Origin of the sequence: Pseudomonas sp. 5P_3.1_Bac2, from assembly GCF_025465995.1 — a bacterium.
Taxonomy (GTDB): domain Bacteria; phylum Pseudomonadota; class Gammaproteobacteria; order Pseudomonadales; family Pseudomonadaceae; genus Aquipseudomonas.
Genome location: NZ_JANLNY010000023.1, coordinates 539,555 through 556,490, shown reverse-complemented (window position 1 = coordinate 556,490; position 16,936 = coordinate 539,555). Strand labels below are relative to the sequence as shown.

The 16,936-nt window shown below is 60.5% G+C and carries 13 protein-coding genes; 5 read left to right on the top strand and 8 right to left on the bottom strand.

The window, feature by feature from the left end:
- A partial coding sequence (locus NTD81_RS15610) for a CDC27 family protein (protein WP_262183536.1) occupies positions 1–640 on the top strand: 640 nt, incomplete at its 5' end.
- 388 nt (positions 641–1,028) lie between these two features.
- On the opposite strand, the gene aguA is transcribed toward NTD81_RS15610, so the two are convergent.
- From aguA to NTD81_RS15585, 5 genes are all read right to left on the bottom strand, one after another.
- Positions 1,029–2,123, bottom strand: a complete 1,095-nt coding sequence (aguA, locus tag NTD81_RS15605) for an agmatine deiminase (RefSeq protein WP_262183535.1) — start codon at positions 2,121–2,123, stop codon at positions 1,029–1,031.
- 206 nt (positions 2,124–2,329) lie between these two features.
- Positions 2,330–3,211 carry an N-carbamoylputrescine amidase gene (gene aguB, locus NTD81_RS15600; protein ID WP_262183534.1) on the bottom strand — a complete coding sequence of 294 codons (882 nt, stop codon included), beginning with the start codon at positions 3,209–3,211 and terminating at the stop codon, positions 2,330–2,332.
- Between the two features lie 301 nt (positions 3,212–3,512).
- A complete protein-coding gene (gene rmf / locus NTD81_RS15595) occupies positions 3,513–3,713 on the bottom strand; it encodes a ribosome modulation factor (RefSeq protein WP_262183533.1) in 201 nt (66 codons plus the stop codon).
- A gap of 195 nt (positions 3,714–3,908) precedes the next feature.
- Positions 3,909–5,489: a glutamate--cysteine ligase gene (gene gshA / locus NTD81_RS15590; protein ID WP_262183532.1), complete on the bottom strand. Its 1,581-nt coding sequence runs from the start codon at positions 5,487–5,489 to the stop codon at positions 3,909–3,911.
- Between the two features lie 204 nt (positions 5,490–5,693).
- Positions 5,694–8,006, bottom strand: coding sequence for a Tex family protein (locus NTD81_RS15585; RefSeq protein WP_262183531.1), 2,313 nt, complete (start codon positions 8,004–8,006; stop codon positions 5,694–5,696).
- 271 nt (positions 8,007–8,277) lie between these two features.
- Between NTD81_RS15585 and ompR the strand changes: the two genes are divergently transcribed.
- From ompR to NTD81_RS15570, 3 genes are all read left to right on the top strand, one after another.
- Complete coding sequence (gene ompR / locus NTD81_RS15580) at positions 8,278–9,018, top strand: two-component system response regulator OmpR (RefSeq protein WP_262183530.1); 741 nt, start codon at positions 8,278–8,280, stop codon at positions 9,016–9,018.
- The gene (locus tag NTD81_RS15575; protein WP_262183559.1) at positions 9,018–10,331 is read left to right on the top strand and encodes an ATP-binding protein; all 1,314 of its coding nucleotides are present in this window, start codon (positions 9,018–9,020) and stop codon (positions 10,329–10,331) included. The genes ompR and NTD81_RS15575 overlap by 1 nt, the downstream gene beginning before the upstream one ends.
- A gap of 67 nt (positions 10,332–10,398) precedes the next feature.
- A complete protein-coding gene (locus NTD81_RS15570) occupies positions 10,399–14,166 on the top strand; it encodes an EAL domain-containing protein (protein ID WP_262183529.1) in 3,768 nt (1,255 codons plus the stop codon).
- On the opposite strand, the gene rimK is transcribed toward NTD81_RS15570, so the two are convergent.
- Both rimK and NTD81_RS15560 read right to left on the bottom strand, forming a co-directional pair.
- A complete protein-coding gene (rimK, locus tag NTD81_RS15565; RefSeq protein ID WP_262183528.1) occupies positions 14,163–15,068 on the bottom strand; it encodes a 30S ribosomal protein S6--L-glutamate ligase in 906 nt (301 codons plus the stop codon). The two genes, NTD81_RS15570 and rimK, sit on opposite strands and share 4 nt — an antisense overlap.
- Positions 15,068–15,541: an ATP-dependent zinc protease gene (locus tag NTD81_RS15560; protein WP_262183527.1), complete on the bottom strand. Its 474-nt coding sequence runs from the start codon at positions 15,539–15,541 to the stop codon at positions 15,068–15,070. Before NTD81_RS15560 ends, rimK begins: the two co-directional genes overlap by 1 nt.
- An 86-nt stretch (positions 15,542–15,627) precedes the next feature.
- Between NTD81_RS15560 and NTD81_RS15555 the strand changes: the two genes are divergently transcribed.
- Positions 15,628–16,020, top strand: a complete 393-nt coding sequence (locus NTD81_RS15555; RefSeq protein WP_262183526.1) for an RNA-binding S4 domain-containing protein — start codon at positions 15,628–15,630, stop codon at positions 16,018–16,020.
- Here the strand turns inward: NTD81_RS15555 and NTD81_RS15550 are convergent.
- Positions 16,017–16,826, bottom strand: coding sequence for a phosphatase PAP2 family protein (locus NTD81_RS15550; protein ID WP_262183525.1), 810 nt, complete (start codon positions 16,824–16,826; stop codon positions 16,017–16,019). The genes NTD81_RS15555 and NTD81_RS15550 overlap by 4 nt on opposite strands.
- Positions 16,827–16,936: the final 110 nt, after the last annotated feature.

Here is a 16,936-nt window from a genome sequence, read left to right as displayed (position 1 = left end):
GGATAACGCGGGTTGCTCATGGCACCTCCTAATGGGCCGTATTATGAGGCCTGGAGGTGTCTACGAAACTAGGGGCGATTCACACCTTCATGATGGGTTGCGTTTCTCAACGTTGCGGAGGCAACAGAGCAAATTGAACCAATTAACTGATATCAAGAAGCTAGACGGCCTCATCAAAAATCGGAAATACGATGAGGCCCTCGGCCTTTGCAATCTGCTTCTAGAAGAGACAAGTACTGATGAGCATCGGAATCTTCTGCGCAAGAGATCCCATATACACAGTTTGCTAGGTGATTATCAGCAAGCGATTGATGACCGCCTTGAGCTTATTGGCGAAGCCCAAGAAGAGGCGGATATTTTCTTTGCCTCTCTATGTTTAATAAGGGCGGGAAAATTCAAGGATGCATATCGAACGGTGAATATGGGCATTGCGGGGCTGCCAGACACACATACCCCCTATACTGATGAGCTTATATTTCTCAGAGCTTATGCCCTTGTGAAGCTGGAGCTATACCAAGAAGCAATTGAGGTATGCGGCCATATAAAGGATGGCATGAAGATGTGGGTATCAAGTTTCAACAGACCCACTTCAAAGGATGAGCTTGTAAATGCCGCAGAGGGCAAATCCAACGCCATCTGATCTCGCAGCGAGTAGGGTGGATGACGCTTTACCCATCCACCGTTTCCCGGCGTGAGCGTTATACCTGTTACAGCTTTATGTGATAAGGCGTTAACGGTTATTGTTGGATGTTCGGCTTATGGTGGACAAGCTTCGCGTTGTCCACCCTACTTACTACACGTTGTGCGACCGGAAGATTTAATACGGCCGGCTGATTTACCTTGATCCCACGAGCCGGAAAACTTTGAGCACTTTGCGCTAAGCACGCAAGAGCGGTTGTGGGGTTGGAGTAAGGCCGGTGAGTGGCTGTGGTACTTGCGGCTATTGGCGTCGAGCGGAGCGGGTGGACAGGGGATTAGGGTCAATAAAAACGCCCGGCTAATTGGCCGGGCGTTTTTGTTTTACGGTTTTATGCGGCGGGTTGTTGCTGGGTGATGCAGTGGATATTGCCGCCGCCCAGAAGGATTTCGCGGCCCGGGACCATGACTACGCGGTGCTCGGGGAAGAGCTGTTCGAGCAGGGTGCGGGCTTCGGCGTCTTTCGGGTCGTCGAAGCTGGGGGCGATGATGCCGCCGTTGACGATCAGGAAGTTGACGTAGGAGCCGGCCAGGCGGATCGAGGGATCGCGTTCCTGGCTGCCGTCGACCATATCAACGCCGGCGCATTCTTCTGCGGTGGCGTGCAGGGGGCCGGGGATTGGCATTTTGTGCACCACCAGCTGGCGGCCCTTGGCATCGCGCGCGTTTTCCAGCACCTGCATGGCGGCTTGGCAGCGGGGGTAGTTGGGGTCGTTGCGGTCGTCGGTCCAGGCCAGCAGGACCTCGCCGGGGCGCACGTAGCAGCAGAAGTTATCCACATGGCCGTCGGTTTCGTCGTTGTACAGGCCGTCTGGCAGCCAGATCACCGTGTCGATGCTCAGGTGCTCGCGCAGTACCGTCTCGATCTGTTCGCGGCTCAGATGCGGGTTGCGGTTGGCGTTGAGCAGGCATTCTTCGGTGGTGATCAGGGTGCCTTCGCCGTCGACATGAATGGAGCCGCCTTCCAATACAAAATCGTCGGTGCGATAGCGCGCGCAGCGTTCGATTTCGAGAATCTTGCGCGCCACTTGGTCGTCGGTTTGCCACGGAGCATAGAGGCCGCCGTTAAAGCCGCCCCAGGCGTTAAAGGCCCAGTCCACGCCGCGTACTTCGCCTTGGTTATTAGTGACGAAGGTCGGTCCGGTGTCGCGCACCCAGGCGTCGTCGTTGCTGATTTCCACCACGCGGATATTGGCGTGGTCGAGACGCGCCCGGGCGTTTTCATATTGCTTGGCGCTGACGCCGATGGTCACCGGCTCAAACTCGGCAATGGCTTTGGCTACGGCCGTGAAGGCTGCTTGCGCCGGCTTGCCGCCTAGGCGCCAGTTGTCCGGGCGCTCGGGCCAGATCATCCAGGTTTGGCTGTGGGGTGCCCATTCCGCTGGCATGTGAAAACCGTCGGCGCGGGGAGTGCTGGTCAGGGTCATGACTGTTACCTGTGGCAAGGGGCAGCATTGAGGCTGCCCGGCACAAAAGGGCACCGCTAAATATCACCGGTGTGTAAGCGCTGGGGTTAAACGGGCTAGGGCCAAGCAAGATGCTTATTTACACGGCCGTAAACTCGTCGCTGTCCGCCTGTTTTTGCCCCGCGCTTGCCGCCTCGGCTAGTTTTTTAGCAGCCCAGTAAGAAGGATTATTCGCTGGCCAGTTTGCCGTCCAGAGTCAGCACCGGGCCGTAGAGGTTTGGCCGGCGATCACGGAAGCTACCCCAGGCGCTACGGATATGCTCAAGCTGGTCCAGATCAAAGCTGTGGACCAGGATGCCTTCTTCGGTTTGGTTGAGCTCTTCGACTTTTTCGCCGAACTGGTTGGCGATAAAGGACGAGCCGTAGAAGTTGATGTGGTAGTCGCCCTGGTCTTCGCGACCGATACGGTTGCTGGCCACCAGCGGCATCAGGTTAGCGCCGGCATGGCCTTGCTGCACGCGCTGCCAGTGCTCGCGGGAGGTGATGTTGGGGTCGTGCGGTTCGCTGCCGATGGCGGTCGGGTAGAACAGGATTTCCGCACCCAGCAGCGCCATGCTGCGGGCACACTCCGGGAACCACTGATCCCAGCAGATGCCTACGCCGATTTTGGCGTAGCGGGTGTTCCACACCTTGAAGCCGGTGTCGCCTGGGTTGAAGTAGTACTTCTCGTGATAACCAGGGCCATCCGGGATATGGCTCTTACGATAAATGCCGAGGTTAGTGCCGTCGGCATCGATGATCGCGATGCTGTTAAAACGCGCGCGCCCGGCCAGCTCGAAGAAGCTGATCGGCAATACCACTTGCAGCTCTTTGGCAACTTTCTGGAAGTGCAGGATCGCCGGGTTGCTCTCCACAGGGGTGGCCAGTTGCAGGTAATCGGCATTGGGCTTCTGGCAGAAGTAGGGCGTCTCGAACAGCTCTTGGATCAGGATGATCTGCGCGCCTTTGGCGGCGGCTTGGCGCACCAGTTTTTCGGCGTTGGCGATATTCGCAGCAGTATCCCAAGAACAGGCCATCTGGGTGGCGGCGACGGAAACGATACGGCTCATAGGGGGCACCTCAGCAGGGGTTACGAGTCATCTAAGACTAGAACGGGCCGCTGACACTTTGTTGAAACGGCCAAGCCTAGCAATGAATAAGCTATTTATAACCGATAAAAATCGGCTTTCCAAGCGGATTGGCTGATTTTAAAGGGCTATAACTCGATATTTATCGAATAAAAATCGGTATTTTGTCGATTAAAACCTATTTGATCAGGCCTGTGGCGGATAAATTGCGCACAGCCAAAGGCCTTAGGCAGCCAGCCTGTGCCAGGTTAAGCGTCGTTTGCTACGGCAGTAGGGGAGTGGCTTAAGCGCGATGGCGCCGATGCAGTTGGTATTGCTCAAGACCGTCGGCCCAGCCGGCTTCCCAGGCGGCCACCAGCACCTCGGCGCTTAGCTCATGGGCGTGCTGGGCCTGACCGGTGAGGCCGGCCATGTAGCCTTTCTGATAAGCCTTTTCCAGGCTTTCAAGGCTCCAGTCTTGGGCTGTGGGGTTGGATGAGTCCATCAGGCTGCTCGGGCTAACCACTTCAGGTTAATCCTAGCCCCCGCAGGCTGTGCTGAATGCGCCACTGATCTCGCTTTTAGCACCACTGGCAGGGCCTGTGACCGGCTTGGCAAAAATCCCTGGCAGCTGGTTTGCGCTGCGCCGCTTGACCAAGCCGCAGCGCAACGTCGGGGGTCGACGTTACGCTGCTGGGGCTTATACCGCGAGGGCGAGGATGCTGGCTTGGTAGGCGGCGGCGAAGTTGTCGAAGTCGCCGTGTTCTTCGGCTTCCAGAGCGCTTTGCTCAACCAGGGACTGGCTGACGCTGGCTTCAAACTCGGCTTGCTGCGCGGTGCTCAGCGCCTGGCTGCGGAAGTACTCGGCATGGCTCAGGCTTTGCGCCAAGGCAAACTGGGTAAAGCTCTGGCCTTGTTGCAGGGCCGCCAGCACTTGCGCCGAAGGGGTCAGGGCCGGGTCGGCGACTTTCGCTTGTTGGGCGTTCAGCGCCTGGCGATGGGTGTCGCTGCCTTGGCTCTGATCGAGCAGGTCCGCCAGGGCCGCGATCTGGCCCAGCAGGTCGTTGGCCCAATCTTTGAGCAGCACCGGCTGGCCGTCACGTTGCAGATGCAGGTCGGGACGGCGGCCTTCTTTCACCACTATAAGGAAGTTATCGCCGCAGTCGCCGCACTCGTTGCTTTGCAGCAAGGGGCTGTCATGCATGGCGCAGAACAGCAGGAAGGCGTCGAGGAAGCGCGCCTCGCTGAGGTCAATGCCCAGCGGCAGGAAGGGATTGATATCCAGGCAGCGCACTTCGACGTACTGCACGCCACGGGCCATCAGCGCTTGGATCGGCCGTTCGCCGCTGTAGGTCACGCGCTTGGGGCGGATGTTGGAGTAGTACTCGTTTTCAATCTGCAGGATGTTGCAGTTGAGCTGCAGCCACTGCCCGTCTTTCTTGGTGCCGACTTCGACATAGGGTGGGTACGGCGTGCCAACTGCTCGGCGCAGGCTGTCGGTGTAGCTGGCCAGGTTGTTGTAGCAGGGCGTCAGGCCGGCTTGGGCGCTGCTCTGATAACCCAGGTCGCTCATGCGCAGGCTGGTGGCGTAGGGCAGATAGAGGGTCTCGTCGTCGAGCTCCTGCAACTGGTGTGGCCGCCCGCGCATAAAGCCTTTGTGCAGGGCTGGCGAGGCGCCGAACAGGTACATCAGCAGCCAGCTGTAGCGACGAAAGTTACGGATCAGGGCGATATAGCGTGTCGACTGATAGTCGCGGGCGCTGCTGTTGTCGCCTTCGGCTTCTTGCTGGGCTTGCCAGAGCGCTTCGGGCAGGGAGAAGTTGTAGTGGATGCCGGCAATGCACTGCATGGTTTTGCCGTAACGCAGGGCCAGGCCTTTGCGATACACGTACTTGAGCTCACCGATATGCGAGCTGCCGTACTGGGCAATCGGGATCTGCTCTTCTTCTGGCAGGGCGCAGGGCATCGACGGGCTCCACAGGTACTCACCATCGAGCTTGCTGTAGACGAAACGGTGGATGCGTTCCAAGTCGGCCAGGGTGGTGGCCGGGTCCGGTTCGGCTGGGGTGATAAATTCCAGCAGCGACTCGGAGTAATCGGTGGTGATCTGCGCGTGAGTGAGCGCCGAGCCTAAATTCTTTGGGTGCGGGGTCAGGGCCAATTGGCCAGCGCCATCGACCCGCAAGCATTCACGTTCGATGCCGTGCAGGCACTGGGAAAGCAGGGAGAGGTTGGCGCGCTCGCCAAGCTGGGCCAGGCGGCGGGATAACAAATCGCTCAAGTGTGCATTCCTTCAGGCATCGGTTGCCCCGATATGGGGACGATGGTCGGGCTCTACAAGGGGCCTTAACGCCTTTAAATCAAGCAGACGCGTCTTATAACTCAGCAGCCCCTGAGAGTGTTATAGCAACTGCGGCTGTATTTAGCCGTCCCTGGTCGACGGGCAGCGGACGCGGGCCTTGCAGGCCGGCGTCCGCTGTGCGGGTTACTTCTTCAGTTGCTTGGCATTGGCAAACAAAGCCGCCATGCCGCCGCTGGCTGGCGCCGGTTTATCCTCACGGGAGTGCCGTTCGCTACGTGGCGCATTGCCGCCACGGTTGCCGCCTTTGGGGCCTTCGACTTTCTCGCCGGGGGTGTCGCCCATGCGCATGCTCAGGGCGATACGGTTACGCGGGATGTCCACCTCCATGACCTTGACCTTGACCACGTCGCCGGCTTTGACCGCTTCGTGGGGGTCTTTGATGAACTTCTCCGACAGCGCCGAGATATGCACCAGGCCGTCCTGATGCACGCCGATATCGACGAAGGCACCGAAGTTGGTGACGTTGGTCACCACGCCCTCGAGGATCATGCCCAGCTTGAGGTCTTGCAGGGTTTCCACGCCGTCCTGGAACTCAGCGGTTTTAAACTCGGGTCGCGGGTCGCGGCCGGGTTTTTCCAGCTCGCTGAGGATGTCGTTGATGGTCAGCAGGCCGAATTTCTCATCGGTGAACTGCTTGGGATCAAGGCGCTTAAGGAAGCTGCTGTCGCCGATCAGCGAACGAATATCGCGGCCGGTATCGGCAGCAATGCGTTGCACCAGCGGGTAGGTTTCCGGGTGCACCGCCGAGGCGTCCAGCGGGTTATTGCCGTTCATCACACGCAAGAAACCGGCGGCCTGCTCGAAGGTTTTGTCGCCCAGGCGCGGCACTTTCAGCAGCTCCGCGCGGCTGTTAAAGGCGCCGTTGGCATCGCGGTAATTGACGATGTTTTGCGCCAGTGTGCCGTTGAGGCCAGAGATGCGCGCGAGCAGGGCGGCGGAGGCGGTGTTGACGTCGACGCCGACGGCGTTCACGCAGTCCTCGACCACCGCATCCAGCGAGCGCGCCAACTTGAGCTGCGATACGTCGTGCTGGTACTGGCCCACCCCAATGGATTTCGGGTCGATCTTCACCAGCTCGGCCAGCGGATCTTGCAGGCGGCGGCCGATGGACACGGCGCCGCGCAGCGAGACGTCCAGATCCGGGAATTCTTTGGCCGCCAGTTCCGAGGCCGAGTACACCGAAGCGCCGGCTTCGCTGACCATGATTTTGGTCAGCTTCAGCTGTGGATACTTTTTGATCAGCTCGATCACCAGCTTGTCGCTTTCGCGGCTGGCGGTGCCGTTGCCGATGGCGATCAGCTCGACGTTATGTTTGGCGCACAGCTTGGCCAGCGTGTTGATGGTGCCGTCCCAGTCGTTACGCGGTGCGTGGGGGTACACGGCGGTGGTGTCGAGAACCTTGCCGGTGGCATCGACCACGGCGATTTTGCAGCCGGTGCGCAGGCCCGGGTCCAGTGCCAGGGTGGCGCGGGGGCCAGCTGGGGCGGCCAGCAGCAGGTCGTGCAGGTTGCGCGCAAACACGCTGATGGCTTCGTCTTCGGCGCCTTCGCGCAGCTCGCCGAACAGGTCGGTTTCCAGGTGGGTGTAGAGCTTGACCTTCCAGGTCCAGCGGACCACTTCACCGAGCCATTTATCCCCCGCGCGGCCTTGGTTGCTGATGCCAAAACGCTCGGCAATCATGCCTTCACAGGGATGCAGGGTGCCCGGCAGCTCGTCGCCGACCTTCAGGCTGGCGCTCAAGATGCCTTCGTTGCGACCACGGAAAATCGCCAGGGCACGGTGCGACGGAGCGCCTTTGAATTTCTCGTCGTGCTCGAAGTAATCGCGGAATTTCGCCCCTTCGGCTTCTTTACCGGCGACCAGGCGGGCGCTCAGGGTGGCGTTGTCTTTCAGGTAGCTGCGCAGGTTGGCCAGCAGGGTGGCGTCCTCGGCAAAGCGCTCCATGAGGATGTACTTGGCGCCTTCGAGCACGGCTTTGATGTCGGCGAAGCCTTTGTCGGCATCGATAAAGCGTGCGGCTTCGCTTTCTGGGTTAAGCGTTGGATCGTTAAACAGTGCGTCGGCCAATTCACCGAGGCCGGCTTCCAAGGCGATCTGGCCCTTGGTGCGGCGCTTCTGTTTGTACGGCAGGTAGAGGTCTTCAAGACGGGTTTTGCTGTCGGCCAGATTGATTTCGCGGGCCAGTTCCGGGGTCAGTTTGCCCTGTTCTTCGATGCTGGCTAGGATGCTGGCGCGGCGCTCGTCCAACTCGCGCAGGTAGCGCAGGCGCTCTTCTAAGTTACGCAGTTGGGTGTCGTCGAGGCTGCCGGTGACTTCCTTACGGTAACGGGCGATGAACGGTACGGTCGAGCCTTCATCAAGCAGGGCCACCGCAGCGGCGACTTGTTGTGGGCGCACGCCCAGTTCATTGGCGATGCGGTTGTTGATGCTATCCATATAAACGCTATCCACACGTGAACGACAAAAAGACCACGCCGGGGCGGGCCAAACGCGAAAGGCCGGCATTATAAACACGGCCTTGGCCAAGCTGCCGCATTGCCCGTTCGCAGCCGGTACTGGCACTGCTGGCCGGGGAAGGTTACGGTTAACAGGGAAAAATCTGCTAACAATGGACTGCCCGCCAGCCCCAGCAGCTGAGCCATAATGCCGGTCATTGTGCCCTGCCTGCGTGTTTGCGTCGGGCTTAGGTTTACCAAGGAGCCCCCGAATGAGCAGCACTACTGTCCCTGCCGATGGTGAAAAAATCCTGATCGTTGATGACGATGCACGCCTGCGTCGTCTGCTTGAGCGGTTTTTCGACGAGCAAGGCTACCGCGTGCGTACCGTGGAAAACGTCGAACAAATGGACCGTCTGCTGTCCCGCGAGCTGTTCAATCTGGTGGTGCTGGATTTGATGCTGCCGGGTGAAGACGGTTTGTCTGCGTGCCGGCGCCTGCGTGAAGCGAACAACCAAGTACCGATCATCATGCTCACCGCCAAAGGCGATGAAGCCAGCCGTATCCAAGGTTTGGAGTTAGGCGCTGACGACTATCTGGCCAAGCCGTTTAACCCCCGTGAGTTGCTGGCGCGGATCAAAGCCGTGCTGCGCCGACAAACCCCGTTGGTGCCTGGTGCGCCGGGCAGCGAAGACGCCTCGGTGAGCTTCGGCGATTACGAGCTGTCGCTGGCCACCCGCGAGCTGCGTAAGGGCGACGAAGTGCACATGCTCACCACCGGTGAGTTCGCGGTACTCAAAGCCTTGGTTCAGCACGCCCGCGAGCCGCTGACCCGCGACAAGCTGATGAACCTGGCCCGGGGCCGCGAGTGGGATGCTCTGGAGCGTTCCATTGACGTGCAGATCTCGCGTTTGCGTCGCCTGATCGAGCCTGATCCGTCCAAACCACGCTATATCCAGACTGTCTGGGGCGTGGGCTACGTGTTTGTGCCGGACGGTAATAAAGCACCGTGATCAAAACCCCGCTGTGGTTCCCGCAAAGCTTCTTCGCCCGCACCTTATGGCTGGTGCTGATTGTGGTGCTGTTCTCCAAGGCGCTGACCCTGGTTTATCTGATGATGAACGAGGACGTCTTGGTCGACCGCCAATACAGCCATGGCGCGGCTTTGACCTTGCGCGCTTATTGGGCGGCGACGCCGACGCAGCGGGATGTGATTGCTGACGCCGCGGGGCTTAAGCGCGTGCCGTCGAACAAGGTGCCGGTCACTGAGCAGCACTGGCCCTACAGCGATATTTTCGAGCGGCAAATGCAGGCGGAGCTTGGCCCCGACACCGAAGTGCGGGTGCGTGCCAGCAGCCCGCCGGCTTTGTGGGTGCATGCGCCGAGCTTGGGCAATGAGTGGCTGCGGGTGCCGCTGTATCCCCATCCGCTGCGCGGCCAGCGGATCTGGAACGTCCTCGGCTGGTTCCTCGCCATTGGTTTGTTATCCACCGCCGCGGCGTGGATCTTCGTGCGCCAGCTCAATGCGCCCTTGAAACGCTTGGTCTATGCCGCGCGGCATGTCGGCCAAGGCCGCAGCGTGCGTCTGCCGATCAGCGATACGCCCAGTGAGATGACCGAGGTGTACCGCGCCTTCAACCAGATGGCTGAGGATGTGCAGCAGGCCGCCCGCGAGCGTGAGCTGATGCTCGCCGGCGTGTCCCATGACTTGCGCACGCCGCTGACCCGCTTGCGCTTGTCTCTGGAGTTTTTGCAGAGCGACAGCGAGCTGACTGAAGACATGGTGCGCGATATCGAGGATATGGACGCCATCCTCGATCAGTTTCTGGCGTTTATCCGCGATGGCCGCGATGAGCCGCTGGAGGTGCTGGATCTGGCCGAGGTGATCGGCGAAGTGGTGGCGCCCTATAACCAGAAGCAAGAAACCGTGCGCTTATTTTTGGAGCCGGTGCCGCAGGTGCCGCTGCGGCGGGTATCGCTCAAGCGTTTGTTGGTCAACCTGATCGAAAACGCCCTGCGCTATGCCGGCAGTGCGGTTGAAGTGGCGGTTTCGGTATCCGGTGATCACAGCGCGCCGTACTTGGTGATCAGCGTGTTGGATCGCGGCCCGGGGATTGATCCACAAGAGCTGGCCAGCATCTTCAACCCCTTTATTCGTGGCGACCGCGCCCGTGGTGGCCAAGGCGCCGGCTTAGGCCTGGCCATCGTCAAGCGCATCGCCGCTTTGCATGGCGGCAACGTGGAGCTGCGCAACCGCTCCGGTGGTGGTCTAGAGGCGCGGGTGTGCTTGCCGCTGGGACTGTTACTGCCGAGGGATGCAGTTTAATTAGGTACTGGCGTGCGACATTGGCTGACTGAACTATGCTCAAGCAGTTGCCTAGGTCGAGATCAGTATGTTGCTTGCGCTACCGCGGCTGTCCCGCTGGACATGGGTGCTGCCGCTGCCCCTCCTGCTACTTGCGAGTGCGTTATCGCTGTTCACGTGGTTCAGTGAAGGGGCGGGCTTGTGGTATCTGCCTTATGCCTTAGCCCTGGTGATGCTGCTGTGGTGGGGGCCACGGGTGTTGCTGGCGGTGTATCTCAATGGCGTGCTCTGTGCGCCGCTGTGGGAGCTGAGCTGGTCGTGGGCGCCGCTGTTTGCCCTGCCGCAGACCTTGAGCCTAGGCCTGGCCTGGTGGTTGCTGCGCAATAACTTTGACCCGGCTCTGCCGTCCACCGCAGCGCTGCTGCGCTTTGTCCTGCGTGCGCTGTTGGTCGCCAGTGTGCCCATGTGCCTGGGCTTGGCCCTGTGCCTGCGCTTAAGCGGCAATCTAGAGGCGACGCATCTGTGGCGCGCCGCTGCGCTGCTGTGGTTGGTGGATAACCTCACTGCCCTGGCGGTGAGCGTGCCGCTGCTGGTCTATCTGACTCCTTGCCTGCGTCGTCGCCAATGGCTGGCAGCGAGCCGCTTGGAGGGCGCGCGCCATGTCGATGCGAGCCTGCGCCAAGTGCCGCCCTGGTATGTGCAATTGGCCTTGTTGCTGGGCGTCGGTTGGTTATTCGGCTGGGTGCCGCTCAGTGTTTACTTACCGTTGCTGGGCATGCAAATGCTCGCTCTGGCCTTGGTTTGGGGCTTTGCCGGCAGCGTCTGCGGGGTGTTGGCGGGGGTCATCCTAGTGCTGTTGCTGCCGGTGCTGCGCGGCGTCACCGAGCCTTTGCAGAGTGTCGACAGCAGTCAGTTGGAGCTGTATTTCAGTGTCCTGCTGTTTATCCTCGCCAGCCTGTTAGTCGGCCGCAGCCTCAGCGATATGCGCCAGACCCTGGCCCGCAGCAAGCAGATGCAGCAGCAATTGGCCCTGGCCAATCAGGCACTGGAGGCCAGCCCCCTCGGCGTGACCATCGCCGACGCGCGCCAGGCGCAGTGGCCGCTGATTTACTGCAACCCGGCCTTTGAGCGCATCACCGGCTACAGTCGCGCCGAGCTGCTGGGCAAGTCGTGGGATTTTCTCCTCAGCGACGATCAGGGCATGGAGTCCATCATCCGCCTGCAGCAGGCCTTGGAGATGGGCTCGCGCTGTGAAGTGGTGCTGCGTAAACAGCGCAAAAATGGCGAGCACTTCAGCAGCCATTTCACCTTGGCGCCGCTTTACGACGCCCAGGGGGTGAGCCACTTCTTCACCTTACAAAGCGACGTCACCGTCAAAGAGCAGCTGGCGGAGCAGGTCCGCGCGCAGAGCAGCGAACTGCTTAAGCAAAGCCATTTATTCAGCCAGACCGAACATATCGCCGATTTAGGCGGCTGGATCTTGAAAATGCCCGAGCGCAGCATGGACTGGAGCCCGGGCTGCTACCGCATCTATGAGCTGGACCCGGCCAATGGCCCGCCCAATCTGGATGTAGCCCTGGGCTATATGGACGCCCCCAGCGGCGCTCTGGCTGCGCAAACCTTGCAACGGGTGATTCAGGGTCAGGATCAGTTCGAGTTTGAGGCGCGCCTGCTCAGCGCCAAAGGCAAGCTGCGTTGGCTGCGTATTCGCGGCATTGCCGAGCGCGACGGCAGCGAGCTGGTGCGCATCTATGGGGCGATTCAGGACGTCAGCGCGCACAAGGATGCCGAGCAGCAACTGCGCGAGCGCGATGAGCGCCTGCGCCTGTTCTTTGAGGCGCCGCTGATGGGCATGGCCCTGACTGATCCGAATTTTGTCTGGGAGGAGGTCAACCAACGCCTGTGCAGCATGCTCGGCCGCACTGCGCAGCAGATGCAAAGCTGTAGCTGGCAAAGCCTGTCGCTGGCGGAGGAGTTGCAGTTGGAGCAGCCGCTGATTGATCAACTGCACAGCGGCCAGCGTGAAGGCATTGAGCTGGAAAAACGCTGGCAGCGCGCCGATGGCAGCATTCTGCATTCACGGGTGAGCTTGCGCGCGGTGCGCCACAGCACTGGACGGGTGCGGATGTTTTTGCTGCTGGTGGAGGACACCAGCGAGCGTCAGCAAGCCGAGGCGCGTTACCGCGCGATCGTCGAGCACGCGCCGGAAGCGATCTTGCTGATGGACCTCAGTGGCCGGGTTGTCGACTGCAATGAAAACGCGTTGCGTCTGCTGCGCTACAGCCGCGAGGAGCTGTATGCCAAGTGCGTGTATGAGTTAAATCCCGCCATGCAGCCAGGTGGCCAGGCTTCGCCGGAGCTGGGCCAGACCTATCTGGAGCAAGTGATGGCCGGTGGCGCTCCGGTATTCGAGTGGCTGCACCGCGACAGTCGGGGCTGCCTGGTGCCCTGCGAGGTGCGCTTGGTGCGGATGCCCGGCGAGCCGGTGCTGATCCGTGGCAGCGTCACGGATATTTCCGAGCGTAAGCAATACCAGCAAGAAATCGAGCGTCTGGCCTTTAGCGACGAACTGACCGGCCTGCCTAACCGCCGCTTGCTGCTTGATCGCCTGCAGCACTCGATGAATCGCGAATTGCGCGCCGGCACCTTGGGCGCGTTGCTGTTTATCGACTTGGATCACTTCAAAACGGTTAACGACAGCCTCGGCCATCGTGCCGGCGATGCCCTGTTGAAAGAGGTGACCAAGCGCCTGTCGAATAACCTGCGGGCTGAAGACACCTTGGCGCGCATGGGCGGTGATGAGTTTGTGGTGCTGCTCGAAAGCCTCAGCGATAACCCGCAAATCGCCGCCCGTGCCGCCACCACCACTGCCGAGAAGTTGCTGCAGAGCCTGCAAGGCAGCTGCTGGATTGAGGACCACGAGCTGACCATCAGCGCCAGTATCGGTATTGCCCTGCACCCCTTTGGCAGCCAGTCGGCCTCCGATGTACTGAAACAGGCCGACACCGCCATGTACCGGGCCAAGCAGAGCGGGCGCAATGCCCTGCATTTTTTTGCCGAGCAGATGCAGAGCGAAATCGACCAGCGCCTGCAACTGCAAAACGAGCTGCGCCAGGCCATCGCGCGGCAACAACTGTACTTGGTGTTCCAGCCGCAACTGTGTCTGCTCAGCCAGCAAGTGCGTGGCGCCGAGGTGCTGCTGCGTTGGCGCCACCCGCAGCGCGGCGAGATCATGCCCGGCGACTTTATCCCGCTGGCCGAAGAAACCGGCTTGATTGAGGAGATTGGCCGTTGGGTGCTGGAGCAAGCCTGCCGCACTTTGGCGCAGTGGCTTGAGCAGTGGCCGCAACTGGTGCTGGCGGTCAACCTCAGCCCCCGCGAGCTGCGCAGGCCTGGCTGTGTTGAGCGGATCAGCGAGTGCTTGCAGCGCTACCAGATCCCGCCTACGGCGCTGGAGATGGAAATCACCGAAGGCGTGCTGATGCAGGACATCGAGCAGTGCATCAGCAATATGCAGGCGCTCAAGGCCTTGGGCGTGCGCTTTGCCATCGATGACTTCGGCACCGGTTATTCGTCGCTGACCTACCTTAAACGCCTGCCGTTGGATCGTTTAAAGATCGACCGCAGCTTTACCTGGGATATGGAAAGCGAAGAGGGCAGCGCCCTGTTGTTGGTGCAGACGATCCTGATGATCGCCAGCAATCTCGGGCTGGATTGCGTGGCCGAGGGCATCGAAACCGTAGGCCAGCTGCAGCGTCTGCAAGCCAGTGGTTGCCAGTTGGGGCAGGGCTATTACTTTAGCCGGCCCCTGGCCGAGGCCGACTTTGTCGCGTGGCTGCAACAGCGCGAGGCTTAGCCCTTGCCGCGGGTGCGGGTCAGGTGTGGGCCGCCGTTTTTCTCGATGTACTGAATGATGATCCCGGCCACATCCTTGCCGGTGGTGGCTTCGATGCCCTCCAGGCCTGGCGAGGAATTGACCTCCATCACCAGCGGGCCATGGTTGGAGCGCAGGATGTCGACCCCAGCCAGACTCAGACCCATGACTTTGGCCGCGCGGATGGCGGTCATGCGTTCTTCCGGAGTGATTTTGATCAGGCTGGCCGAGCCGCCGCGGTGCAGGTTGGAGCGGAACTCGCCGGGCTTGGCCTGGCGCTTCATCGCCGCGATCACCTTGTCGCCGACCACAAAGCAGCGGATATCGGCGCCGCCGGCTTCCTTGATGTATTCCTGCACCATGATGTTTTGCTTGAGGCCCATAAAGGCCTCGATCACCGACTCAGCGGCGGTGGCGGTTTCACACAGCACCACGCCAATGCCCTGGGTGCCCTCCAGCACCTTGATCACCAAGGGCGCGCCGTTGACCATCTGGATCAGGTCGGCGATGTCGTCCGGCGAGTGGGCAAAGCCGGTAACCGGCAGGCCGATGCCACGCCGCGAGAGCAATTGCAGGGAGCGCAGTTTGTCCCGCGAGCGGGCAATGGCCACCGACTCATTGAGCGGGAACACGCCCATCATTTCAAACTGGCGCAGCACCGCGCAGCCGTAAAAGGTTACCGAGGCGCCGATGCGCGGGATCACCGCATCAAAACCTTCCAGGGGTTTACCGCGGTAGTGGATCTGCGGCTTGTGGCTGGCGATGTTCATGTAAGCGCGTAGTGTGTCGATCACCACCATCTCATGGCCGCGTAATTGACCGGCTTCGACCAGGCGGCGGGTGGAATAAAGGCGCGGATTGCGCGACAGCACAGCGATTTTCATTAGGCACCAGCAGGGTTAGCAAGGGACGGTTTCGACTGCACGTAGCTGCGTGCCGGGTCGACCAGTAATCTTCCCGCAATCAGGGCCTTGGAGCCAAGCAAGATGCGGTAGCGCATGGTTTTTCTGCAAGCTAGTGTGAACTCCACCCACCATTGCTGTTCACCTAAGGTGATTAGAGTGCGGATCACGTAGCGCGATTGGCTTTGGCCGTTGGAGCTTTTGATGGTCTTCATCGACACCAGCGGCGCCTCGCAACGGTGGCCGCGTTGGACCAAAGTGCCCATGTGCGCAGTGAAGCGCACCCATTGTTCACCGTTGCGGCTAAACGGCTGAATATCGCTGGCATGCAAGCTGGAGGTGCTGGCGCCGGTATCAATTTTCGCGCGCAGGCCGATAATTCCCAGCTGCGGTAGGTTGATCCACTCCCGCAGGCCGATAATGCTGTGCTGGTTGAGGCTATTGCTGGAAGCCATCGCGGACCTCAGAAAATCTTGTTGGTAAGTAGGACAGCTTCGTCAGGCAAAATATCTGCCAACGCAGTGTGAAAGGTGACATTCGGATGAGCGATAACGATGACAAGGTGCGCCTGGATAAATGGCTGTGGGCCGCACGCTTTTACAAAACCCGGGCACTGGCTAAGGCCGCCATAGAGGGCGGTAAAGTGCATCACCGGGGGGAACGCTGCAAGCCTAGCAAAGAGCCAAAAGTTGGCGAGGAATATGTCATCCGTGCCGGTTTTGATCAGCGCACCGTGCAGGTTCTGGCCCTCAGCGTGGTGCGCCGGGGCGCGCCCGAAGCGCAGGCACTCTACGCCGAAACCGCGCAGAGCATTGCCCTGCGCGAGCAGGCCAGCGCCGCCCGGAAGTCCGGCGCGGCAGGGCTACAAACCGATGGCCGGCCGAATAAGAAGCAGCGCCGGCAATTTCAGCATTTTCTCCAGCAGCAGGATTAGCTCGCGGCGGGGGTCGGCGCCTTGATCACGCTGAGGCTGCCGAGCACCGGCCATTGCGCAAGGTGCCGCCACAGCGGGGCGCTGACCCGTTCCAGGGCATTGCTGAAGTGGTAGGCCCACGGCGTAAAGCTGCCCCAGGCCAGGCCGAGCAGGCCCAGCAGGACGCCACCGACAAAGTCGTCGGAGCCCCAATGGGCGCCGGCCACCAGGCGTGGCAGCATAAAAATCCCGGCCAGCAGCCACACCAGCGCGGTTTTCCAGCCACGGCTAAACAGGCTCATAAACATCGCCCAGATCAGCAGCACCGAGGCGTGATCGCCGGGGAAGCTATTGCTCGAACGGTCCTTCAATTCCCAGCGGGCTTCCCAGCTGGGGAACAGTTCGGTCAGGCGGATCGCGCCATCGACCACCATCGACGGGCTGTCGTGCTGCCAGTCCATGTGGTCGACCCATTTACTGAACAGCACGCGGATTACCAGCATCACCAGCAGCACGCCGAGAAAGGCAAACAGCGCCTTGCGTACTTGCGCGGCGGGGAAAATAAAGTCGCCTTTGAGCATCACCGCGAGCATGACCAGGCCGACGCCGATATCCACCGGGCGCAGACTGCCAAAGGCCCAGATATAGGCCCACAGGCCCTTGCCGGCGATGGGCGCGTTGAGTTGCTGGAACAGTTGTAAGTCGAATTGATCCCAGATCGCCCGGGATACCGGCCACAGCCAGCTGAGAAGGAGCAGCAGGGCCAGCAGGTGGCAGAGGATTATGGGCAATAGTCGCCAGTGCTTATTCAAGCGAAGAGATGACATAACAGCGTCCTTGTCGTTAATTTTTATTTAGCACCTTAAAGCCTAAGGACAAACCACTTGGCTTGCCAAGGGCTGTGTCGATATTTGCCTGTTTGTCCTACGATAAATAT

Bases quoted from the DNA above. Each gene is read 5' to 3' on its own strand.
- rmf (WP_262183533.1), bottom strand. From the start codon at position 3,713: ATGGACTCATCCAACCCCACAGCCCAAGACTGGAGCCTTGAAAGCCTG.
- NTD81_RS15555 (WP_262183526.1), top strand. From the start codon at position 15,628: ATGAGCGATAACGATGACAAGGTGCGCCTGGATAAATGGCTGTGGGCC.
- rimK (WP_262183528.1), bottom strand. From the start codon at position 15,068: ATGAAAATCGCTGTGCTGTCGCGCAATCCGCGCCTTTATTCCACCCGC.
- ompR (WP_262183530.1), top strand. From the start codon at position 8,278: ATGAGCAGCACTACTGTCCCTGCCGATGGTGAAAAAATCCTGATCGTT.
- aguA (WP_262183535.1), bottom strand. From the start codon at position 2,123: ATGACCCTGACCAGCACTCCCCGCGCCGACGGTTTTCACATGCCAGCG.
- NTD81_RS15570 (WP_262183529.1), top strand. From the start codon at position 10,399: ATGTTGCTTGCGCTACCGCGGCTGTCCCGCTGGACATGGGTGCTGCCG.
- NTD81_RS15550 (WP_262183525.1), bottom strand. From the start codon at position 16,826: ATGTCATCTCTTCGCTTGAATAAGCACTGGCGACTATTGCCCATAATC.
- NTD81_RS15585 (WP_262183531.1), bottom strand. From the start codon at position 8,006: ATGGATAGCATCAACAACCGCATCGCCAATGAACTGGGCGTGCGCCCA.
- NTD81_RS15560 (WP_262183527.1), bottom strand. From the start codon at position 15,541: ATGGCTTCCAGCAATAGCCTCAACCAGCACAGCATTATCGGCCTGCGG.
- aguB (WP_262183534.1), bottom strand. From the start codon at position 3,211: ATGAGCCGTATCGTTTCCGTCGCCGCCACCCAGATGGCCTGTTCTTGG.